Annotated in this window: 26 protein-coding genes; 12 read left to right on the forward strand and 14 right to left on the reverse strand. The window is 63.9% G+C overall.

The genetic code is table 11. The features are described 5' to 3' along the window. Positions 1-2: 2 nt before the first annotated feature. The gene (gene aat / locus JWJ88_RS06085) at positions 3-641 is read left to right on the forward strand and encodes a leucyl/phenylalanyl-tRNA--protein transferase (protein WP_205293233.1); all 639 of its coding nucleotides are present in this window, start codon (positions 3-5) and stop codon (positions 639-641) included. On the opposite strand, the gene JWJ88_RS06090 is transcribed toward aat, so the two are convergent. The 5 genes from JWJ88_RS06090 to JWJ88_RS06110 form a co-directional block, all read right to left on the reverse strand. Beyond that, positions 605-1099 carry a DUF2155 domain-containing protein gene (locus tag JWJ88_RS06090; RefSeq protein WP_205293234.1) on the reverse strand — a complete coding sequence of 165 codons (495 nt, stop codon included), beginning with the start codon at positions 1097-1099 and terminating at the stop codon, positions 605-607. The genes aat and JWJ88_RS06090 overlap by 37 nt on opposite strands. Further along, positions 1096-1563 (reverse strand): outer membrane lipid asymmetry maintenance protein MlaD, encoded by a 468-nt coding sequence (gene mlaD, locus JWJ88_RS06095; RefSeq protein WP_205293235.1) that lies wholly within the window; start codon positions 1561-1563, stop codon positions 1096-1098. Before mlaD ends, JWJ88_RS06090 begins: the two co-directional genes overlap by 4 nt. 4 nt (positions 1564-1567) lie before the next feature. Continuing rightward, positions 1568-1942, reverse strand: coding sequence for an NADH:ubiquinone oxidoreductase subunit NDUFA12 (locus tag JWJ88_RS06100; RefSeq protein ID WP_205293236.1), 375 nt, complete (start codon positions 1940-1942; stop codon positions 1568-1570). A gap of 374 nt (positions 1943-2316) precedes the next feature. Next, a complete protein-coding gene (gene clpX / locus JWJ88_RS06105) occupies positions 2317-3582 on the reverse strand; it encodes an ATP-dependent Clp protease ATP-binding subunit ClpX (protein WP_205293237.1) in 1266 nt (421 codons plus the stop codon). Positions 3583-3743: 161 nt separating this feature from the next. Beyond that, positions 3744-4373 carry an ATP-dependent Clp protease proteolytic subunit gene (locus JWJ88_RS06110; protein WP_205293238.1) on the reverse strand — a complete coding sequence of 210 codons (630 nt, stop codon included), beginning with the start codon at positions 4371-4373 and terminating at the stop codon, positions 3744-3746. Between the two features lie 194 nt (positions 4374-4567). Here JWJ88_RS06110 and pth point away from each other — a divergent pair, with 194 nt between their 5' ends. The 4 genes from pth to JWJ88_RS06125 are packed head-to-tail and all read left to right on the forward strand — an operon-like array spanning position 4568 to position 6696. Then, entirely contained in the window at positions 4568-5266 is a 699-nt protein-coding gene (pth, locus tag JWJ88_RS06115) for an aminoacyl-tRNA hydrolase (protein ID WP_205293239.1), read from the forward strand. After that, positions 5263-5808: a DUF2332 family protein gene (locus JWJ88_RS21970; protein WP_256439685.1), complete on the forward strand. Its 546-nt coding sequence runs from the start codon at positions 5263-5265 to the stop codon at positions 5806-5808. The genes pth and JWJ88_RS21970 overlap by 4 nt, the downstream gene beginning before the upstream one ends. After that, the gene (locus JWJ88_RS21975; RefSeq protein ID WP_256439686.1) at positions 5805-6317 is read left to right on the forward strand and encodes a DUF2332 family protein; all 513 of its coding nucleotides are present in this window, start codon (positions 5805-5807) and stop codon (positions 6315-6317) included. The genes JWJ88_RS21970 and JWJ88_RS21975 overlap by 4 nt, the downstream gene beginning before the upstream one ends. Before the next feature lies 1 nt (position 6318). After that, positions 6319-6696 carry a DUF2237 family protein gene (locus tag JWJ88_RS06125; protein WP_205293240.1) on the forward strand — a complete coding sequence of 126 codons (378 nt, stop codon included), beginning with the start codon at positions 6319-6321 and terminating at the stop codon, positions 6694-6696. On the opposite strand, the gene JWJ88_RS06130 is transcribed toward JWJ88_RS06125, so the two are convergent. Beyond that, complete coding sequence (locus JWJ88_RS06130) at positions 6693-7052, reverse strand: YigZ family protein (RefSeq protein ID WP_205293241.1); 360 nt, start codon at positions 7050-7052, stop codon at positions 6693-6695. The genes JWJ88_RS06125 and JWJ88_RS06130 overlap by 4 nt on opposite strands. Continuing rightward, positions 7049-7471 (reverse strand): Fur family transcriptional regulator, encoded by a 423-nt coding sequence (locus tag JWJ88_RS06135; RefSeq protein WP_205293242.1) that lies wholly within the window; start codon positions 7469-7471, stop codon positions 7049-7051. The genes JWJ88_RS06130 and JWJ88_RS06135 overlap by 4 nt, the downstream gene beginning before the upstream one ends. 135 nt (positions 7472-7606) lie before the next feature. Here JWJ88_RS06135 and JWJ88_RS06140 point away from each other — a divergent pair, with 135 nt between their 5' ends. The 4 genes from JWJ88_RS06140 to JWJ88_RS06155 are packed head-to-tail and all read left to right on the forward strand — an operon-like array spanning position 7607 to position 11028. Next, positions 7607-8482 (forward strand): metal ABC transporter substrate-binding protein, encoded by an 876-nt coding sequence (locus JWJ88_RS06140; RefSeq protein ID WP_240200214.1) that lies wholly within the window; start codon positions 7607-7609, stop codon positions 8480-8482. Next, positions 8475-9341, forward strand: a complete 867-nt coding sequence (locus JWJ88_RS06145) for a manganese/iron ABC transporter ATP-binding protein (RefSeq protein ID WP_205293244.1) — start codon at positions 8475-8477, stop codon at positions 9339-9341. The genes JWJ88_RS06140 and JWJ88_RS06145 overlap by 8 nt, the downstream gene beginning before the upstream one ends. After that, entirely contained in the window at positions 9338-10198 is an 861-nt protein-coding gene (locus tag JWJ88_RS06150) for a metal ABC transporter permease (RefSeq protein WP_240200109.1), read from the forward strand. The genes JWJ88_RS06145 and JWJ88_RS06150 overlap by 4 nt, the downstream gene beginning before the upstream one ends. Beyond that, on the forward strand, positions 10198-11028 hold the full coding sequence (locus JWJ88_RS06155) for a metal ABC transporter permease (RefSeq protein ID WP_205295139.1): 831 nt from the start codon (positions 10198-10200) through the stop codon (positions 11026-11028). The genes JWJ88_RS06150 and JWJ88_RS06155 overlap by 1 nt, the downstream gene beginning before the upstream one ends. On the opposite strand, the gene JWJ88_RS06160 is transcribed toward JWJ88_RS06155, so the two are convergent. After that, the gene (locus JWJ88_RS06160; protein WP_205293245.1) at positions 11025-11768 is read right to left on the reverse strand and encodes an SDR family oxidoreductase; all 744 of its coding nucleotides are present in this window, start codon (positions 11766-11768) and stop codon (positions 11025-11027) included. The genes JWJ88_RS06155 and JWJ88_RS06160 overlap by 4 nt on opposite strands. 15 nt (positions 11769-11783) lie before the next feature. Continuing rightward, entirely contained in the window at positions 11784-13232 is a 1449-nt protein-coding gene (locus JWJ88_RS06165) for an aldehyde dehydrogenase family protein (RefSeq protein ID WP_205293246.1), read from the reverse strand. 121 nt (positions 13233-13353) lie between these two features. On the opposite strand from JWJ88_RS06165, the gene JWJ88_RS06170 reads away from it, so the two are divergent. Beyond that, positions 13354-14061, forward strand: coding sequence for a VIT1/CCC1 transporter family protein (locus JWJ88_RS06170; protein WP_205293247.1), 708 nt, complete (start codon positions 13354-13356; stop codon positions 14059-14061). On the opposite strand, the gene JWJ88_RS06175 is transcribed toward JWJ88_RS06170, so the two are convergent. From JWJ88_RS06175 to JWJ88_RS06195, 5 genes are all read right to left on the reverse strand, one after another. After that, positions 14058-14813 (reverse strand): ABC transporter ATP-binding protein, encoded by a 756-nt coding sequence (locus JWJ88_RS06175; protein ID WP_205293248.1) that lies wholly within the window; start codon positions 14811-14813, stop codon positions 14058-14060. The genes JWJ88_RS06170 and JWJ88_RS06175 overlap by 4 nt on opposite strands. Before the next feature lie 46 nt (positions 14814-14859). Then, complete coding sequence (locus tag JWJ88_RS06180) at positions 14860-15714, reverse strand: ABC transporter ATP-binding protein (protein WP_205293249.1); 855 nt, start codon at positions 15712-15714, stop codon at positions 14860-14862. Then, positions 15711-16616: a nickel transporter permease gene (nikC, locus tag JWJ88_RS06185; RefSeq protein ID WP_205293250.1), complete on the reverse strand. Its 906-nt coding sequence runs from the start codon at positions 16614-16616 to the stop codon at positions 15711-15713. Before nikC ends, JWJ88_RS06180 begins: the two co-directional genes overlap by 4 nt. Further along, positions 16613-17590 carry an ABC transporter permease gene (locus JWJ88_RS06190; protein ID WP_205295140.1) on the reverse strand — a complete coding sequence of 326 codons (978 nt, stop codon included), beginning with the start codon at positions 17588-17590 and terminating at the stop codon, positions 16613-16615. Before JWJ88_RS06190 ends, nikC begins: the two co-directional genes overlap by 4 nt. Before the next feature lie 126 nt (positions 17591-17716). Beyond that, positions 17717-19318, reverse strand: a complete 1602-nt coding sequence (locus tag JWJ88_RS06195; RefSeq protein ID WP_205293251.1) for an ABC transporter substrate-binding protein — start codon at positions 19316-19318, stop codon at positions 17717-17719. Between the two features lie 213 nt (positions 19319-19531). On the opposite strand from JWJ88_RS06195, the gene JWJ88_RS06200 reads away from it, so the two are divergent. Beyond that, positions 19532-20755: a glutathionylspermidine synthase family protein gene (locus tag JWJ88_RS06200; protein WP_205293252.1), complete on the forward strand. Its 1224-nt coding sequence runs from the start codon at positions 19532-19534 to the stop codon at positions 20753-20755. A gap of 2 nt (positions 20756-20757) precedes the next feature. Beyond that, positions 20758-21378, forward strand: a complete 621-nt coding sequence (locus tag JWJ88_RS06205; protein ID WP_205293253.1) for a DUF1190 domain-containing protein — start codon at positions 20758-20760, stop codon at positions 21376-21378. The last annotated feature ends 144 nt before the right edge of the window (positions 21379-21522 follow it).

Genomic DNA, 21522 nt, shown 5'->3' on the forward strand with positions numbered 1-21522 from the left:
GCATGAGCGGGGACCTGACCGCCGACCGGATGCTGGCCGCCTATGCCCAAGGCGTCTTTCCAATGGCGCAATCCGCCTCGGCCCCACAGCTTTACTGGTTCGAACCTGCACTACGCGGCATTCTGCCTGTCGGCGGCGTGCATGTTTCACGCTCGATGCAGCGGTTTTTGCGCCATTGCGACTGGAGGGCCACCATCGACCGGGACTTTACCGGCGTGGTGGCAGGTTGCGCCGATCGTGAGGAAACCTGGATCAATGCGCCGCTCTTTGCACTGTATCAGGACCTGTTCCACATGGGTTATGCCCATTCGCTGGAGGTTTACGCCGGCAAGGAACTGATCGGCGGCATGTTCGGCCTGACACTGGGCGGGGCTTTTTTTGCCGAGAGCATGTTTTCGCGCCGTAGCAATGCCTCCAAGACCGCGTTGATCTGGATGTCGTCACATCTGTCGCGTTGCGGCTTTACGCTTTGGGACACGCAATATCCAAACCCGCATCTGACCTCGATGGGCGGTCAAACCATTCCGCGTCTGGAATATCGCCGACGGCTGGCAGCAGCTTTGCGGATGAGGGCCGACATTACTTCACAGGACCTGCCCGATGTTCAGGCCCTGTTGCAGGAAATCACCCACACGTCGTAACGGGGATCATCCAGCGCCGAAATCGCCGGCGACGAGGCAATCATCCAGCCTGAAAACAGCCGCGTATTGGCCTGCTGGTCGGTGATCGTCAGTTCGGCATAAGCATCCGATGTAGGATCCGCCGCCGGATACCGGCATTCCGCCAGACTAAGCTGCAACCGGCCGAACTCGGCCGATTCGCCCAAGGCCAATGGGAAATCCTGCGTCCGGCCGGTAATCTTGTCGAGCCCGCGCAGAAGTGCACCGTTGCCGCGCTCTGTCTCGGGGCCGCGGGCGGCTTCGGCCGCGCGTTGGCGTTCGGCCGCCGAAGGCTCGACAGGGACGATCGCGTCAGGGTCATCACTGAAGGCCGGATCGATCATCAGTTGCTGATCCTCAGCCGGTTCGTCCTCTTGCGCAAGGACGGGACTGGCGACCAGCAGCAGGCACAGGCAGGCACGGGTCAGAAGCTGGGTCATGGGCTGTCTTCCGAACTTTGCGCGTCCACGAATTTCATCATCAGCGAGATAAGGCTGACCGCACCCTGCACATCCTCGATCTCATCGCCGGGGGCGAGATTGTCGGGGGCACCGCCGGGCTGCAATTCGATATAGGCGCCGCCCAAAAGCCCGTCCGACTGGATCAACGCCGCGCTGTCGCTGGGCAGGCGGATGGTGTCGGGCAGGCGCAACCGCGCCTCGGCATAGTAGGTCTGCGGGTTCAGATCGACGGCCGAAACCCGCCCCACCTTCAGACCAGCGACGCGCACATCGGTGCCGACCTCGATACCATCGACATTGGGAAAAGCCGCGCGCAGTTCATAACCGCCCGCCAATCGCGCGCCCAGCCTGCTACCTGCGGTGGACCAGACAAGGAACCCGGCCGCCACGACCAGAACGGCTGCGCCGACCCAAAGCTCGGCCCGTTCGGCGGCAGAGGTCATGGGCTTACTCGGGCTGCCATGCGTCATAGTCCCGACGCTCGACCGGTTTCGCGCGATAAAGCGAGCCCGCCGGATGATAAGCCGCAGGCGTGCCGGTCAGGTTCGGCTCATGCGGTTTTTCCCATGACTTATGGGCCAGCGGAGTTTCGGTCGGCGGTTCTTTATAGGTGTGATGCAGCCAGCCATGCCATTCCGGCGAGATGCGGCTGGCCTCAGATTCGCCATTATAGATCACCCAGCGCCGCTTGTTGTCGCGCGAGCGGTAATAGATGTTGCCCTGATCGTCCTCTCCAACCTTCTCGCCGTAAAGTTTGGTCCAGACCTGGGTGTTGAAGGTCTGGCTGTTCCACCAGGTCAAAAAGCGCAGCAGAAACGACATGGGTGCGAACCTCATCAATCGGATATGGCCAGAGATATGGCGTAAGTTGCGGCGAAGGTCCAGAGAAGCTTGGCGCAAGCCGACCCGACAGGGCAAATCGACGCAGCTTTGAGACGCAAATCACCGGGTAGAAAAGCCCGCCGCCCACCCCGCACAGAGCTGGCCAGACGATCTCTGCAAGCGTCCTGCTGGCCGGCCATGAACAATGACGTAAAGAGACAAGGCAGCATGACGAAGATCTCCGTTTCATGCGTGCCTTGGACAAATGGCTCGCCCTAGGCGCACCGTCCGCCGGGGTAAGGCGGCTTTTCAGATCAGGCCGGGATCGGCCCCCCGACCATGCGGCAGGCCCGATCCTGCATGCGGCGCGGGTTTTAGCCCGCGGTCGCAGTTTCCTTTTTCGAATCGGTATGGATCAGCAAAGGTTTGGCGGCGGGATTATCCACAGCCTCTTCGTTGACCACCACCTCTTCGACGCTGTCCATGCCCGGCAGGTCGAACATGGTATCCAGCAGGATGTCCTCCATGATCGAGCGCAGCCCCCGGGCCCCGGTCTTGCGCTTGATGGCGCGACGGGCAATGGCGATCAGCGCGTCTTCGGTAAAGGTCAGCTTCACGCCTTCCAGATCGAAAAGCCGCTGATACTGCTTGACCAACGCGTTCTTGGGCTGGGTCAGGATGATGATCAGCGCCTGTTCGTCCAAGTCCCCCAAGGTGGCGATCACCGGCAGACGGCCGACAAACTCGGGGATCAGGCCGAATTTCAGCAGATCTTCCGGTTCAAGTTGTTTGAAAAGCTCTCCCACGCCCTTGTCTTCGTCGTCTTTGACATTGGCGCCGAAACCCATCGCCGTGCCCTTGTTGCGCTGCGCGATGATGCGATCAAGACCGGCGAATGCGCCGCCGCAGATGAACAGGATGTTGGTCGTGTCCACTTGCAGGAATTCCTGCTGCGGATGCTTGCGCCCGCCTTGCGGGGGGACGCTGGCGACCGTCCCCTCCATGATTTTCAACAGCGCCTGCTGCACCCCCTCGCCCGAAACGTCGCGGGTGATCGACGGGTTGTCGGACTTGCGGGTGATCTTGTCCACCTCGTCGATATAGACGATGCCGCGCTGCGCCCGTTCGACGTTGTATTCGCTGGCCTGCAACAGCTTGAGGATGATGTTTTCCACATCCTCGCCGACATAGCCGGCCTCGGTCAGCGTGGTCGCGTCGGCCATGGTGAAAGGCACGTCCAGAATGCGCGCCAGCGTCTGGGCCAGCAGCGTCTTGCCACAGCCGGTCGGGCCGATCAGCAGGATGTTCGACTTGGCCAGCTCGATATCCGTCTTGGAAGAGTGGTTCAGCCGCTTGTAATGGTTGTGCACCGCAACCGAAAGCACGCGCTTGGCATGTTCCTGGCCGATCACGTAATCGTCCAGAACATTGCAGATCTCGCGCGGGGTCGGCACGCCGTCGCCGGATTTCAGCGCCGAGGACTTCGTTTCTTCGCGGATGATGTCCATGCAAAGCTCGACGCATTCATCGCAAATGAACACGGTCGGACCGGCAATCAGCTTGCGCACCTCATGCTGGCTTTTGCCGCAGAAGCTGCAGTAGAGCGTGTTCTTGCTGTCGCCGCCGGACGGATTGGCCATCAGTTAATCCTCGTATTGCATCGGAAGCCCGGCAAAAGCGCCGGGCGACCGCCAGTTGCGAACGTGGGCAGACCACGCCATGCATTGCCCCTCATGTTACGAGCCACCCCGGCCCGTCACAATCCCCAAAACGCCAGCCCGGCGGCTTCGCGAAGCCGTGATCACGTGCCGGGCTCGGCCTTACCGCGGGCCACCAGAATCTCGTCGATGAGACCCCATTCCTTCGCTTCTTCGGGCGACATGAAGCGGTCGCGCTCCAGTGCTTCCTCGACCTCTTGCAGCGTGCGGCCGGTGTGCTGAACATAGATCTCGTTCAGGCGCCGCTTCAGCTTTTCCGTCTCGCGCGCATGGATCAGGATATCGGTTGCCTGCCCCTGGAAGCCGCCCGACGGCTGGTGCACCATGACGCGGCTGTTGGGCAGCGAGAAACGATGCCCCGGCTGACCGGCGCAAAGCAGCAGCGAGCCCATCGAGGCCGCCTGCCCAACAACCAGCGTCGAAACGCGCGGCTTGATATACTGCATCGTGTCATAGATCGACAGGCCCGAGGTCACGACGCCGCCGGGGCTGTTGATGTACATGCTGATGTCCTTGGTCGGGTTTTCCGCCTCAAGAAACAACAGTTGCGCCGAAATCAGCGTCGCCATGCCGTCATGCACAGGACCGGACAGGAAAATGATCCTTTCCTTCAGCAGGCGCGAGAAGATGTCATAGGCGCGTTCGCCGCGGCTGGTCTGTTCGACGACCATGGGGACGAGCGTGTTCATATAGAATTCTGCCGGATCGTGCATGTCTTTCCTTGCTTTTGTCCCTGCCTGGCCTGCCCGTTCCGCGATTCGTTCAAAGGGCCTTGTCCCGTGTGACCGCTCTTTGACGCGAAAGGGTGACAGAGTCTTAGTAACGCCAGCCCGCAAGAACAAGAGAGCGATAAAATTTGCCCCTTTTCAGTCGGGCCGGTAATCTGGCCCGAGCGACGGAGAAACGCATGAAAATGATCGTGGGCCTGGGCAATCCCGGCGCAAAATACGCTGCCAACCGGCACAACGTGGGCTTCATGGCCGTGGATCGCATCGCCGGCGATCACGGTTTTTCGCCTTGGCGAGCCCGCTTTCAAGGGGAAATCGCCGAAGGACGGCTGGGCGAGGAGCGTGTTACCCTGCTTAAACCCGGCACTTTCATGAACCTTTCCGGCCAGGCGGTCGGCGAGGCCATGCGCTATCTGAAGCTTACGCCCGCGGATGTGATCGTACTGCATGACGAGCTGGACCTTGCGCCCGGCAAGGTGCGGCTCAAGACCGGCGGCGGGCACGCGGGGCATAACGGGCTGCGCTCGTTGCATCAGCATATCGGTGAAAATTATCGTCGCCTGCGCATCGGAATCGGCCACCCCGGCGACAAGAATCGCGTGGCGGGCTATGTGCTGTCGGATTTCGCTAAGGCCGAGCAGGACGGGCTGGACGATTTGCTGCGCGGCATCTCGGATGGGGCCATGGCGTTGGCCGCGGGTGATGACGCGCGCTTCATGAACGCGGTTGCGGCACGGGTCGCGCCGGCGCGCAACAGCGGCACCAGACCAGCAAAACCCGAGGGCGGACAGACGGTCAAGCCCGCGCCGAAAGCTGCCAACGATCCTCCGCCCAGCCTTTCGGATCGGCTAAGGGCGCTGACCGAGCGGTTCCGATGACCTCTTGGCGCGAAGCATTCGCCTTGCAGGCGAATGCCTGCCGCGCGCTGGGTTCGCCTCTGACGGCGCGTATCTGCGAACAACTGGCCCTGATTCTGGCCAAGGATGACAGCGTTCTGGCGCGGCGCGTCCGGACCTGGCCCGGCGATCCCAGCCACCGCGCCGACTCGGTGCCGTTGCGACTTTGCGGCGCCCTGCACGCGTTGGTCCTGACCGGGCAGAACCCGGAACTGGCGCAAGCCTATGCCGAGGCCGACGATGCCACGCTGTATCAAAGAATATCACACACGATTCAAAGCGATCAGGCACATATGCTGGAATGGCTCGACCATGCGCCCCAGACCAACGAGGTTGCGCGGGCGGCTGTGCTGATCGCGGGGGCTTGGTTTCTGGGCCATCTGGTGCCCAACGGCCGTTTCGACCTGCTGGAGCTGGGGGCCAGCGCGGGGCTTAACCTTAACTTTCCGCATTACCGTCTTGCTGTATCTGATAGATTTGAACCTGCCCTGCTACCGGGGGATGAGGCCGCGGTCTGGCTGTGACCCCCGAATGGCGCGGCACCGCGCCTGCCTATGCGCCACTGGCGATAGGCGCGGCGCGTGGCGTCGATCTGAACCCGCTTTCTCCGATAAAAGACGGGCTGCGTCTGCTTTCCTATATCTGGGCGGATCAGCGTGCGCGGCTGGAACGCATGCAGGCAGCCCTCGCACTGGCCGAAACCTGCCCGCCGCAGGTGGATCGCGCCGATGCAGGCGACTGGCTGGTTACCCGACTGAATGAGGCTTCCCCGAATGGCAGGCTTGTTTATCACACCGTGGCGGCGCAATATTTTCCTGCCGCCACACGTGACAAGATCGAATCCGCGCTGCTGGCAGCCGGGGCAAAAGCCAGCTTCGACCGCCCCTTGGCGCATCTGTCGATGGAGGCCGACGGCGGCGACGGCGCCGCATTGGCCCTGCGGTTGTGGGCTGGCGGAATGATGCGGGAATGGCGCCTCGGCCGGGCGGATTTCCATGCCCGCTGGATCGACTGGCAGCCGAAGGAGATCTGATATGGACCCCGCGCTCAACGTCCTTGGCGGCAGGCTCGAAACCTGCTCGACCGCGCCGCTGACCGGATTTTTCCGCGACGGCTGCTGCAATACCGGCCCCGAGGACCAGGGTCGGCATACCGTCTGCGTGATCGTGACGGCGGAATTCCTGGCCTTGTCGAAATATCTGGGCAATGACCTTAGCACCGCTCGCCCCGAATTCCGCTTTGCTGGATTGAAACCGGGCGACCGCTGGTGCCTGTGCGCCGCCCGCTTTCTGCAAGCGGCGCAGGAATTCGCCGCCCCCGAGGTGGTGCTGGAGGCAACCCACGCCCGCACGTTGGAAATCGTGCCGCTGGAATTGCTGCACGCCCATGCGGCAGGCCAGCACAAGGATTAGCGTCCGATCTGTCCCAAATAGTGCCGCACCGCATCGACGACATGGCGAAAGCGGTCGCCGCCCAGATGCTTGCCGCCATACCAGCGCGTCACGATCACCACATGATCGGTCAGTCCGGCCCGTTCCAGCATTTGCAGGATGATCTGGCTTGCACCGCTTTCGCCGTCATCGTCGCGCACCGGCTCATCCGACAGGATCGCGGCCCAGGTGTTATGCGTCGCCTTGGCGAAACGCTTGTTGCAACGCAGTTCCGCCAGCAGCGCCTCGGCCTCGGCACGCGTCCGTGCCGGACCGCCCGAAACCGCATAGCGCGACCCGCGATCCGTGATGATCTTGTCGAAAACCGTCAGGCTCATCGGCGGCGACGGACATAGAGTTCCAGCCGGTGGCGGACGATTTCATAGCCCATCTCGGCGGCAATCTCGGCTTGCAGGCGCTCGATGCGTTCGTTGACGAATTCCATGACCTCGCCGGTTTCGACATCGATCATATGGTCGTGGTGGTTGCCGTCGGCAGGCTCGAACCGGGCAGGCTCACCGACGAATTCCACCTTCTGGATCACGCCCTGCGCCTCCAGCGCCGAAAGCGTGCGATAGACCGTCGCCAAGGACACTCCTGCCCCCGCCGCCGTCGCGCGCTGATGCAACTGCATCGCGTCGGGGTGGTCCTCGGCCGCGGCCAGCACGCGCAGCAGCGCGGCCCGCTGACGGGTAATGCGTACGCCCGAACGGCGCAGCGCATCCTCGAAGGATTGGGCGCGGGTTTCGATCTCCATGCAGTTTTTTGTCCCAGATGCGAAGAAATTGCAACTGACTTGACAGTTGAGAATCATTCGCAGATAAGGGTGGCAGAGCAAGGTCAAGAAAGCAAGAATCGAACCATGAATCGCAGAGCATTCCTGACAACGGCCATGGCCGGGCTTGCCGCCCCGGCCATCGTGCCCGGACTGGCCCGCGCCCAACCGGGCAAGTTCAAGGTCGCGACGACCTTCACCATCATCGCCGACATGGCGCGCAACGTGGCGGGCGATCGCGCCGAGGTGGTGTCGATCACCAAGCCGGGGGCCGAGATCCACAATTACGAACCCACGCCCAGCGACCTGATCGGCGCCCGCGACGCCAGTCTGATCCTGCGCAACGGGCTGAATCTGGAGATGTGGTTCGAACAGTTCCTGCGCAATCTGGGCGACCTGCCTTCGGCCACACTGACCGACGGGATCGAGCCGATGCCGATCATGGGCGGCCATTATGACGGAAAACCCAACCCGCATGCCTGGATGGCGATGGATACCGCGCTGATCTATGTGGACAACATTGCCGCCGCCCTGTCCAAGGCCGACCCCGAGGGCACCGGCACCTATCGCGCCAACGCCGGCCGCTACAAGGGCCAGATTGCCAAGACCGTGGGACCGCTGCGCGACGCCGCACGCGCCTTGCCCGAAGAGCGGCGCTGGCTGGTGACCTCGGAAGGGGCGTTTTCCTATCTGGCGTGCGATTTCAACCTGAACGAATTGTTCCTGTGGCCGATCAATGCCGATGCACAGGGCACGCCCCAACAGGTGCGGCGCGTGGTCGATGCCATCCGCCAGCACAATATCCCGGTGGTGTTTTCCGAAAGCACCGTCTCGGACCGCCCGGCACGCCAGATCGCGGCCGAGACCGGGGCGCGATATGGCGGTGTGCTGTATGTCGACAGCCTGTCGGGACCCGAGGGGCCGGTGCCGACTTATCTGGACCTGTTGCGCGTGACCTCGCAAACCATTGTCGAGGGGCTTTCAGATGCGTGACGCCCCCGGCATCGAGGTCTCGGACCTGACGGTGGCCTATCGCAACGGCTTTACCGCACTGCGCGATGCCAGCTTTAGCGTGCCGCAGGCTTCGGTGACCGCATTGGTGGGGGTGAACGGCTCGGGTAAATCGACGCTTTTCAAGGCGCTGATGGGATTTGTTCCGGCCGCCGCCGGTAAGGTTCGGGTGCTTGGCATTGCGGTGCCGCAGGCCCTGCGCCAGAACCTCATCGCCTATGTGCCGCAGGCGGAAGAGGTGGACTGGTCCTTTCCCGTGCTGGTCGAGGACGTGGTGATGATGGGCCGCTATGGTCACATGGGCTTTCTGCGCCGCGCTCGGCCCGAGGATCGCCGCGCCGTGGACGAGGCGCTGGCCCGCGTCAGCATGCAGGATTTCCGTCACCGCCAGATCGGCGAGCTTTCAGGCGGCCAGAAAAAGCGCGTCTTTCTGGCACGGGCGTTGGCGCAGGGCGCCTCGGTGATCCTGCTGGACGAGCCCTTTACCGGCGTGGACGTCAAAACCGAATCCGCGATCATCGAGCTGTTGCAGCAAATGCGGGATGAGGGCCGGGTCATGCTGGTTTCGACCCACGACCTTGGTTCGGTGCCGGAATATTGCGACCGGGTGGTGCTGGTCAAGAACACCGTGCTGGCGCATGGCCCCACAGCCGAGGTCTTTACTCCGGATAATCTGCGCCACGCCTTTGGCGGCGTCTTGCGGCATTTCGTGCTGGGCCCGCGGCATCTGCACGACGACGACGATCCGCGCGGGCTGACCGTGCTGTCGGACGACGAACGCCCGCTGGTGTTTTACGACGACAAGCAGCGCAGCGCGCGCGAAGAGGCGGCGCAGAAATGATCCGCACCCTGCTTGTCCCCTTTGAATACAGCTATATGACCGATGCGATCTGGGTTTCGGCGCTGGTCGGCGGGGTTTGCGCCTTTCTTTCGGCCTATCTGATGCTCAAAGGCTGGTCGCTGATCGGCGATGCACTGAGCCACTCGATCGTGCCGGGGGTTGCGGGGGCGTATATGCTGGGCCTGCCCTTTGCGCTGGGGGCGTTTCTGTCGGGGGGCCTCGCGGCGTTGGCCATGCTGTTTCTGACCAAGCGCACCGGTCTGAAAGAGGACGCGATCATCGGCCTGATCTTTACCGGCTTTTTCGGGCTGGGACTGTTCATGGTCTCGCTGAACCCGATGGCGGTCTCGGTCCAGACCATCACCATGGGCAATATCCTTGCCATCACGCCCGGCGACACGCTGCAACTGGCGTTGATCGGCGGGATATCACTGTTGATCCTGACCGCGAAATGGCGTGACCTGATGGTGGTGTTTTTCGATGAAAGCCATGCCCGGACCATCGGGCTGAACCCGCCGGCGCTGAAGGTGCTGTTCTTCACCCTGCTCTCAGCCTGCACGGTCGCGGCGATGCAGACCGTGGGCGCGTTTCTGGTGGTGGCGCTGGTGGTGACGCCCGGAGCCACCGCCTATCTGCTGACCGACCGCTTTCCCCGGCTGATCCTGCTGTCGGTGGCGATCGGCTCGATCACCTCGGCGGTCGGCGCCTATATCTCGTTCTTTCTCGACGGCGCGACCGGGGGCGTTATCGTCTGCCTTCAGACCCTGATCTTCCTTGCCGCTTTTCTGCTGGCACCCAAGCACGGGCTTTTGGCCGCCCGTCGCCGTGCCCGCCAAGCATTGAACGAGGCCGCATGATGGACTGGCTGACGATGCCCCTGACTTTTCCGTTCATGCGCGATGCGGCGCTGATCGGGCTGATGATCGCCTTGCCCGCGGGGTTGCTGTCCTGCTTTCTGGTGCTCAAGGGCTGGTCGCTGATGGGCGACGCGGTCAGCCACGCCGTGCTGCCGGGGGTGGTGCTGGCCTATGTCGCAGGCCTGCCGCTGATCCTTGGCGCATTCGTCGCGGGTATGAGCTGCGCACTTCTGACCGGCTGGTTGCAGAACAACAGCCGCGTCAAGGCCGATACCGTGCTGGGCGTGGTCATGTCGGGCATGTTCGGATTGGGGATCGTGCTTTACACGGCGATCCAGACCGACCTGCATCTGGATCATATCCTGTTCGGCAATATGCTGGGCGTCGGCCCTGAGGATCTGCGTCTGGCCGGCAGCATCTCGGCCGTGGTCGGTCTGGTGCTGATCCTGAAATGGCGCGATTTCGCGCTGCTGGCCTTTGATCCGGTGCAGGCGCGGGTTTCGGGGTTGGCGCTGAACTTGCTGAACTATGGGCTGCTGGCAATGATCTCGGCCACCGTGGTCGCCATGCTCAGCGCGGTCGGCATCATTCTGGCCGTGGCGCTGTTGATCGCGCCCGGAGCCATCGCCTTTCTGGTCACGCGCAGGCTGGCGACGATGCTGGCCACCTCGGTCGGCGTTGCGGCATTCGGGACGGTCAGCGGGGTCTGGGCCAGCTTCTGGCTGAACAGCGCCCCGGCACCGACCATCGTTCTGGTTCTGACGGCGCTGTTCGTGCTGGCCTTTTCATGGCGCATCATCGCGACGCGGCGGGCGCAGGCGGTGGGCTAGATCGTTCGCCCGCCATCGACCTCAAGGATGACGCCGGTGATGAAATCGGCCTCGTCCGAAGCAAGGTAAAGCGCCGCATTGGCGATGTCTCGCGGCTGCGACAGCCGGCCCAACGGAATGGTGCCGATAAAGCGGGCACGGTTTTCCGGCGTATCCTCGCAGCCCATGAACCGCTCCAGCATGCCGGTTTCGCCCATCACCGGGGCAAGGCCGTTCACCCGGATGCCGTCGGGGGCCAGTTCCACCGCAAGGCTGCGGGTCATGATATTCACCGCGCCCTTGGATGAGTTGTACCACGTCAACCCCGGCCGCGGCCGGATCCCGGCGGTCGAGCCCACGTTGATCATCACCCCCCGTCCCCGCTCGCGCCAATGCGGCACCACGGCATGGGTCATGTGAAAGATCGACAGCACGTTGACGTCGTAGATCTTGCGAAACGCCGCCTCGTCGGTTGCAAGCAGGGGGCCGTTCGGCACCGTCCAGCCAGCGTTGTTCACCACGATGTCCAGGCTGCCGAAAGCCTTGCGCGTCTCGGCCACTGCTGCCGCGACCTGATCGCCATGGCTGACGTCGCAGGTTATGGCCAGACCGTCGATGCCCAGGGCCACCGTCCCGGCCGCTTCGGCATCGATATCCAGCACGGCCACCCGCGCCCCCTCGCGCGCGAAGGTCTCGGCAATGCCGCGACCAAAACCCGAGCCCGCGCCAGTCACCAACGCCGTCTTGCCCTGAAGCCGCATGAAAACCCCCTCTTATTATGCGAAACGATGGACGATAGTTTTCAGGCGCGAGAACTCGTACAGGGCTACAAAGCCCTTTTCGCGCCCGTGCCCGGATTTGCGCACCCCGCCAAAGGGCAGTTCGATCCCGCCCCCGGCGCCATAGCCGTTGATAAAGACCTGCCCGCATCGCATAGTCCGCGCCACCCGCGCCTGCCGATCACCATCCCGCGTCCAGATACCGGCGACCAGCCCGTATTCGGTGCCATTGGCGATGGCGATGGCCTCGGCCTCGGTATCGAAGGGGATGGCAGCCAGCACCGGGCCAAAGACCTCTTCCTGCGCCAGCGGGCTTTGCGGATCGACCGGGCCGAACAGTGCCGGCGCGACATAAAAGCCGGTGGCGGGCGCGTCAACGGCAATGCCTCCGCAAGCGATCAGCGGCGCTTTGGCCTCGGCGATATAGCGTTCGACCCGGGCCTTTTGCCGGGCCGAGATCAGCGGGCCCAGCACCGCGTCCTCACCCGAGGGTCGGGCAACGGTATCGCGAAATCGCTCGGCCAGCATTGCCGTCAGCCGCTGCCATATGCTGCGCTGGATCAGCACGCGCGAACCGGCCGAGCAGGTCTGGCCGCCGTTCTGCACGATGGCGCTGACAATGACGGGGGCCGCCGCCTCAAGATCCGCATCCTCGAACACGATCTGCGGCGATTTCCCGCCCAGTTCCAGCGTGCAGGGAATGTAGTTCTTTGCCGCCGCGATCTGGATCGCCTGCCCCACCTGGGGCGAGCCGGTGAAGCTGATGAAATCGACACCGGGATGTTCGGCCAGCGCGCGCCCCGCCACATCGCCGCGACCCGTCACGATATTGATGGCCCCGGGTGGAAAGCCTGCCTCGGTCGCAAGCTCGCCCAGACGCAGGATCGTCAGGCACGCATCCTCGGCCGGCTTGGTCACGGTCGCATTGCCCATCGCCAACGCCGCCCCAACCGAACGGCCAAAGATCTGAACCGGATAATTCCACGGAATGATGTGGCCGGTGACCCCGTGCGGTTCGCGCATAGCTGTCACGTCATAACCGTTCAGAAACGGGATCACCTCGCCATGCAGCTTGTCGGCGGCACCGCCGTAATATTCGAAGTAACGCGCCAGCGCCGCCATATCGGCGCGGGACTGGGCGATGGGCTTGCCGTTGTCGCGGGTTTCAAGCTGCGCAAGCGATTCCGCCTCGGCCTCGATACGCAGCGCCAGGCGCAGCATCAGCCGGCCGCGCTCGGCAGCGGTCAGATGGCCCCAATCGCCCTCGAACGCGGCGCGGGCGGCGCGGATCGCGCCGTCCACATCCTCGGGGCCCGATTCCGCGATGGCAGCAAAGGGCTGGCCGTCGATGGGTGAAATCATCGGCATTTCGCGTCCTGAAGCGGCAGGGTGCCATGCACCGCCGATCAGGTTCCGAGCGGGTGGCAGGTTCAGGCTTTGCTGCATTCTTGCCTCGTATTGGGCGGGATTCGCCCGCGGACAGCGTGAAGGCGCCGGGCGCAGGACGCAAGACTGGCAAAACCGGCACGGCAGGCTAAGCTGTCCCAAAACAAGCCAAAGGCCCGTGATGACCGATCAACCCAGCGCACATCCCGACGATCCGCATTACGTCAGCCGCATGGGATGGCTGCGCGCCTCGGTCCTGGGGGCGAATGACGGCATCGTCTCGGTGGGCGCGCTGATCGTCGGTGTGGCGGCGGCCGATCCGGGGCGCGAGGCGATTTTCATCGCCGGGCTGGCCGGGCTGGTGGCGGGGGCCATGTCCATGGCCATGGGCGAATATGTCTCGGTCAGTTCGCAATCCGACACCGAACGCGCGGATATTGCGCGTGAAAGCACTGCCTTGCGCGAGATGCCGCAGGAAGAGCTGCACGAACTGGCCGCGATCTACGAGTCGCGGGGCATGACGCCCGGCACCGCTTTGCAGGCCGCGCGCGAGGTGACCGAGCATGACGCGCTGGCCGCCCATGTCCGCGACGAATTGGGGCTGAGCGAAGCGTCGAACGCCAATCCGCTGCAAGCCGCGCTGGCCTCGGCCGCAACCTTCAGCATTGCGGCGGCAGTGCCGCTGCTGGCGGCCGTTTTCGCGCCCGGCGGACAGATCGTCGCCAGCGTGCTGGTGGCGGTGATGATCGCGCTGGCGGTGCTGGGCGCGCTGGGGGCATGGGCAGGCGGCGCGCCGCCCGGACGCGCCGTGCTGCGGGTGGTGGCAGGCGGCATCCTTGCGCTGGCGATCACCGCAGGCATCGGCAAGATCTTCGGCGTCGCGGTCTAGGTTTCGCGCGTATAGCTGGTGCTGGCGGCGATCAGCGCGCGGGCATATTCGCCTTGCGCCGCGCCGGCCCGCAGGGTGGCGGCGTCCATCTGCTCGATGATCCGGCCTTCGCGCATGACCGCCAGCCGGTCGCACATATGCGCCACCACCGCAAGATCATGGCTGACCATGACATAGGTCAGCCCGCGCTCGGCCCGGATATCGCAAAGCAGGTTCAAGATCTCGGCCTGCACGCTGACATCCAGCGCCGAGGTCGGCTCGTCCAAGAGCAAAAGCCGCGGCTCGGCCGCCAGGGCTCGGGCAATAGCCACCCGCTGCCGTTGCCCGCCCGAAAGCTGGTGCGGATAGCGAAAACGGAAGCCACGCCCAAGACCCACCTGATCGAGCAACCGGGTGATACGGGCGTCGATCTGGTCCATGCCTTGCAGGTTCAGGGTCTCTGACAGCACCCGGTCCACGGAATGGCGCGGATGCAGGCTGGCATAGGGGTCCTGGAACACCATCTGCACCGTCTTGTGAAACTCTTGCGAGCGGCGGCGGCCGGTAATGGTTTCGCCTGCCACCTCGATCCGGCCCGACCATGTGTCGATGAGGCCGGTTATCGCGCGCAGGATGGTCGATTTCCCCGAGCCGCTTTCGCCGACCAGCCCGAAGCTTTCCCCCGGCGCGACATGGAAATCGGCGGATTTGACCGCATCGACGCGTTCCGGCGCATGGCCGAACCAGACATTCAACTGCTCGATCGTCAGCATGGATTGCACCGCGGCGGCTGGGTATTTGGGCAACGAAGAAGCGGCATCATGAAGCGCCCATCGATGGGGCGTCGCGCCAGCTCTCTTGCCGTTGCAGGACGGTGAGCCGTTCGACCGGGTGATCGAGGCGGGGCAGGCTGTTCAAAAGCCCCTGCGTATAGGGGTGCTTTGCGGCGTGCAGTTCGTTGGCCGGCAGTTCCTCGACCACCCGGCCGGCATACATGATCAGAACGCGGTCGCAGAACTGCGCGACGAGGTTCAGGTCATGGCTGATAAAGATCAGCCCCATGCCGCGTTCGCGGACAAGCCGGTCCATGATGCGCAGGACCTCGTTGCGGACCGAGACATCCAGCGCCGAGGTCGGTTCGTCCGCGATCAGGATTTCCGGGTCGGGGGCGAGCATCATCGCGATCATGATGCGCTGGCCCATGCCGCCCGAAACCTCGTGCGGGTAGGCGTCGAAAACCCGTTCGGGATCGCGGATCTGCACGGCGGCAAGCATCTCGAGCGCCTTGTCGCGGGCGGCGGCGCGGTTGACACCGGTGTGCAGGCGGTAGCCTTCCATGATCTGCCGGCCCACAGTCATCACCGGGTTGAGGCTGAACTTGGGGTCCTGCATCACCATGCTGATGCGCGGGCCGCGCAGGCGGCGCATCCGGGCTTCGGGCAGGTTCAGGATCGACTCTCCGTCAAGCTCCATCCGGTCGGCGGTGACTTGGCCCGGCGGGCGCACGAGGCCGAGAATGGCGCGGCCGGTCATGGACTTGCCAGAGCCGCTTTCGCCCACCACCCCCAGCCGTTCCCGGCCAAGGTCGAAGCCGACGCCGCGCACCGCCTGAAACACCCCCGAGCGGGTCGGGAAGGTGACGTGCAGGTCGCGCACTGAAAGCAGCGGGGTCATTCTTTGGCCCCCTTGGGGTCGAGCACATCGCGCAAGCCGTCGCCCAGCAGGTTGAAGGCCAGCGACACGATAAAGATCGCCAGACCGGGCATCGCAGCGACCCACCAGAAGTCGAGGATATACGCCCGCCCGTCCGAGATCATCGCGCCCCATTCCGGCATTGGGGGTTGCGCGCCAAGCCCAAGAAAGCCCAAACCGGCCGCCGACAGGATGATGCCTGCCATATCCAGCGCCACCCGCACGATCAGCGAACTGATGCACAGCGGCCAGACATGCCCGATCAGCAGCCGCAGCGGCCCCGCGCCCTGCAACCGCGCGGCCGCGATATAATCGGCGTGGCGGATGGTCAGCGTCTCGGCCCGGGCGAGCCGGGCATAGGGTGGCCACGAGGTGATGGCCAGCGCCAGCACCGCATTGCCGATGCCGGGGCCAAGTGCTGCCACGAAGGCCAGCGCCAGGATCAGCTTGGGAAAGGCCAGGAAGATATCGGTGATCCGCATCAGCACCTGGTCGACCCAGCCGCCGGCAAAACCCGCCACAGTGCCGATGAACAGCCCGATCACCGGCGCAATCAGCGCCACCGTGCCGACGATGAACAGCGTGACCCGCGACCCGAAGATCAGCCGCGACAGGATGTCCCGACCCAGCGCGTCGGTGCCCAGCCAGTTCTGGGCCGAGGGCGGCTGCAGCCGGCCGGCAAGGTTCTGGGCATAGGGATTCTGGGGCGCGATCCAGGGCGCGAAAGCCGCCACCAGCACCAGCCCCACAAGGATCACCAGCCCGAACATCGCCAGCTTGTTGGCGCGAAAAGTCAGCCATCCCTGATACAGCGCCCCAAGCCGCGCCTGCCGCCGGGTCCGCGGCGCATCGGACAAAAGCCATGCGCGTGTCGTTTCTGTCATTTCGCCCTCGGGTCCAGCAGGCGGTAGAGAATATCTGAGAAAATGTTCAGCGCCACGAAACAGGCGCCGACGACCACGGTGCCGCCCAGCACCGCATTCATATCCCCCGCCAGCAGCGTCTTGGTGATGTATTGTCCGATGCCCGGCCATGAGAACACGATTTCGGTCAGCACCGACCCTTCGAGCAACGAGCCGAAGCTGAGCGCGATCACCGTGATCAGCGGCACCAATATGTTGCGAAAGGCATGGCCCCAGATCACCCGGCGTTCGGACAGGCCCTTGACGCGGGCCGTGATGATATATTCTGCCGAAAGCTGTTCCAGCATGAAGCTGCGGGTCATGCGGCTGATATAGGCAAGGCTGAAATAGCCAAGCAGGCTGGCCGGCAGAACGATATGGCTGAAGGCGTCGCGAAAAGCCCCCCAGTCGCCGGCGATCAGGCTGTCCACCAGAACCAGCCCGGTCACCATGGGCACCATTCCATCATAAATGATGCCCTGCCGCCCCGGTCCACCGACCCAGCCAAGGATGCCATAAAACAGCAAAAGCCCCATCAGCCCCAGCCAGAAGATCGGCATGGAATACCCCACCAGCGCCACCACGCGGGCGATCTGATCGACCCAGCCGCCCCGGCGCGCAGCGGCGATCACGCCCAGCGGCACTCCGACGCAGACGCCGATCAGCGTTCCCAGTGCCGCCAGTTCCAGCGTGGCCGGGAATGCCCGCTTCAGGTCCTGCGCCACCGGATGCCCGGTCGAGATCGAGCGGCCGAAGTCCCCCCTCAGCACCTCGGCCATATAGCGCAGGAATTGCTGCCATAGCGGTTTGTCCAGCCCCATGGCCTGATAGGCGGCGTCGTATTGCGCCTGTGTCGCGCGTTCCCCCACCACCTTCAGCACCGGGTCGATGGGCATCACGCGGCCGATGACGAAAGTCACAAGCAACAGCCCGACCAAGGTCAGCACCAGCGACAGCGCAACACCGCCAAGGCTTTTTGCCCGTCGCCTGAGCCGCGCGGCCCGTGGCGACGGAGGCGTGCCGCCAGCCGGGGGCGGCGTACCCTGCCCCGGCTGGACGACGATATCAGGTTGGACCACGCCTTATTCCTTTGTCACCTGACGGTATACGACCGAGCTGACCGAGCCGCCCGAGGTCCAGTTCTGGACATTCTGCTGCATCGCCACCTGCTCGATCTTCTGGAACATCGGGATGATCGGCGCGATTTCGCGGTACTGGCTTTGGATATCCAGATACATCTGCACACGCTTGTCGGTATCGCCCTCAAGCGTGGCGGCGACCGTGGCCTGGTTCATCTCTTCGGGCACGGCCCAACTGTTGCGCCAAGCAAGCTGCGACAGCCCCGCATCGGCCGCATTGTTGGGGTTATAGGCAAAGGTCGAGGCATTGGTGTTGGGATCGGCATAATCCGGGCCCCATTCGCCGATGAAGATCGGCACCTGCCGCGCGCGATAGGCGTCAAGCACCTGCGCCCCCGTCATCTGCTGGATCTCCAGCGTCAAGCCCACTTGCGCCATGGCGGCCTGCAGGGTCTGGGCGGCATCGACATATTCGCGGATGTCGCGCACGATCGTCTTGACCGTCCCCGAGGTGATGCCGGCATCGGTCAGGATCGCCCGCGCCTTTTCGATGTCATGGGTCCAGGGGTTTTCGTCCGAGGCGCCCAGATAACCTTCGGGCAGGAAATTCTGGTGTACCTTCCACTGTCCCTTGAGGAAGCTCGATTCCATCCCGGCATAGTCGATGAGATATTTCATCGCCTCGATCATCTCGGGTTTGGACAGCAGCGGGTCCTGTTGGCCGAGCCCCATGTAAAGGATGCGGCCGCGCAGGTCGTCCATGACCTTCAGCTTGTCATTGCCCGAGACGCCGTCGACATCGGTCGGCGTCAGGTTGCGCGCAACGTCGATATCGCCCTGCTCCAGCAACAACCGCTGGGCGCTGCTTTCCTGAACATGGCGCACGATCACCCGCTTGATCGCCGGGGCACCCTGCCAGTAATCGGGATTGGCGGCCAGTTGCACCACCTCGTTCGGACGCCAGGCGGCCAGCGTGAAGGCGCCCGCGCCCGCATCATTGGTGGAAAGCCAGGTATTGCCGAAATCATCGCCCTCGACATGGGCCATGACCGTTTCCTTGTCGATGACCGAGCCGACCTCGGACGCCAGACAGTTCAGCACGAAGCTTTGCGCATAGGGCTGGTCCAGTTTCAGGGTCAGCTTGTTGCCCTCGAAACTCACCATCTCATCCACGTTTTCGGGGGTGAAGCCGAACTGGTTCAGGATGAAGGCCGGGGATTTGTTCAGCTTGACGGCGCGCTGCAGCGACCACGCGGCGTCCTCGGCCCGGACAGGATTGCCGGAATGGAACTTGACGCCCTCGCGCATCGTCAGGGTGATGGTCTTGCCGTCCTCGCTGACCTCCCAGGATTCGGCAAGGCTGGGCTTCACGCCCGCCGTAACGTCCAGAGGGTCCAGATCGACCAACTGGTCGTAAAGGTTGTTCACCACGTCCTGGCCCGAGAACTCGAAGCTTTGCCCGGGGTCCAGGCTGATGATGTCGTCGATCTGGTGGGCGATGACCAAAGTGTCGGCGGGCGTCTCGGCCCAGGCCGCGCTCGCCGGCACTGCCAATGATACGGCCGAGGCCAGAAGCAGCGTGCGAAGCGAAAAGCGATTCTGCATGATGGGGCATCCCTGTTGTCACGCCCCGTCGTACGCGGGGCTGGAGTGGTCGCAGATTGGCGCGAAGCCAGCCGTGGGGCAAGCCCCCCTATGTGAATGCGGGATCATCCCCCAGGACGGCCGCGACGCGCAGGCAGGTTTGGCGGGGAAAAACGCCCCCCGAGGCTTGCACCGGGGCGGGTGCCCGTCCTATCTCGGACTGAAGGAGAGATCATGGAAAAACGCACCCTTCCCGAGCGGCCCGGCTGGCGTGACAAGGCCCAGGAGCTGGGCTTCACCTTTGCCGACATGGGCGGTGAGCCCTATTGGGACGAGACCAGCGCCTATCGCTTTACCCTGCGCCAGATCGAAGACGATATCGAGGACCCCGCGACCGAACTGCATGCGCTGTGCCGCGAGGCGGTGGATCGCGCCGTCCGAGACGAGGCGTGGCTGACCCGGCTCGACATTCCCCGACAGCACTGGGACCTGATCGCTTCCAGTTGGGCGCGGGGCGAACCCGAACTCTATGGCCGCATGGATCTGGCCTATGACGGCAGCGGCCCGGCAAAGCTGCTTGAATACAATGCCGACACGCCGACCTCGCTTTACGAATCCGCCTCGTTTCAATGGCTGTGGTTCGAACAGCAGCAGGCGGCGGGGGTGCTTGACGCCGATGCCGACCAGTTCAACAGCATCCACGAGGCCATCGTGGCGCGCTGGACCCAGATCTGCGCCGACGGCGAAGAGCTGCATTTCACCGCCGATCCCGACAACCCCGAGGATTACGCCACCGTCGAGACCCTGGCTTGGGCCGCGCGCGAAGCAGGTTTGGGCGCACATTTCACCCCCCTGTCCCAGATCGGCCTGACCGAAGAGGGGCAGTTCGCCGACGACCAATCCCGCGTGATCGGCACGCTTTTCAAGCTCTACCCTTGGGAAGACATGCTGCGCGACAGTTTCGCCGCGCATCTGCAAGCCTCTGGCACCCGCTTCATCGAGCCGCCGTGGAAGGCCCTGCTATCGAACAAGGGCATCCTGCCGCTCTTGTGGCAAATGTTCCCCGGCCACCCGAACCTCTTGCCCGCCTTCTTCCTTTCGGACGTGCAGGATGCGCTGAGCGGCGGCTCTCCCGCCACCGAGGTGGCGCAGGCCTTCGAAGCCGCCCGCGAAACGCTTGCGCGCGGCTATGTGACAAAGCCGATCTTCTCTCGCGAAGGGGCCGGGGTGGTGATCCATGAAAACGGCGATGAGGTGGCGCGCACCTCGGACGACAGCTATTCTCATCACCCGATGATCCTGCAAGGACTGGCGTCACTGCCGGATTTCGACGGTTTCCACCCGGTGCTGGGCGCGTGGATCGTGGGCGAGAATTGCTGCGGTCTCGGCCTGCGCGAGGATCGCGCGCGCATCACCCACAACCTGTCGCGCTTCAAGCCGCATTTCATCGAGGGCTGACCATGACCGAACGCTTCACCCGCAAACGCTCGCGCCATGTCGCGCTGGTGCTGGCCGGAACCGCAACTCTGGCGCTTGCCGGATGCGAGGACGACCGCATGGACGCGCAAAGCTTTCCCGACCTGGAAAGCTGCATCGCCGCCAGCCAGCAAGACACATTGTGGTTCACCGAAGACGACTGCCGCAAGAATTTCGCCGCCGCGCAAGAGGAGTTCCTGGAAACCGCGCCACGCTACGAATCCAAGGAACTTTGTGAACAGGAACATGGCGTCGGAAATTGCGGTGGCGATCCCGCCCAGACGCAAGAGGCGCAGAACTCGGGCGGCGGCTTTTCCTTCATGCCGCTTCTGGTCGGCTACATGATGGGCTCGATGCTGTCGCGCGGCGGCGGGATCTTCTCGCAACCCATGGTCAAGACGGCGGACGGGCGCTTTTCCACGCCCAAGGGCGACCAAAGTTTCGCCAGCAATCGCGGCACAGGCAAAGTATCGGCTGCGACCTTTCAGCGCGCGCCCTCGACCATCGGCAAACCCGCTATGACCGCGACGCAGGTCAGCCAAAGGGGTGGCTTCGGCGCCTCTGCCACCGCGCGTTCGGGCGGGCGCAGCAGCGCCGGGGGCTGAACAGCTTCTTTCGTGGCAAAATATCCTCGGGGGTGAATTGCGGCATCGCCGCAAGAGGGGGCAGACAGCCCCTTTTCCCGTCGCCGCACCATCCAACAGGAAAGTTACCGCTAACGCACACCCTTGCGCAGCCGTCCGTAAAAT

Source organism: Paracoccus methylovorus (genome assembly GCF_016919705.1).
Lineage (GTDB): Bacteria > Pseudomonadota > Alphaproteobacteria > Rhodobacterales > Rhodobacteraceae > Paracoccus > Paracoccus methylovorus.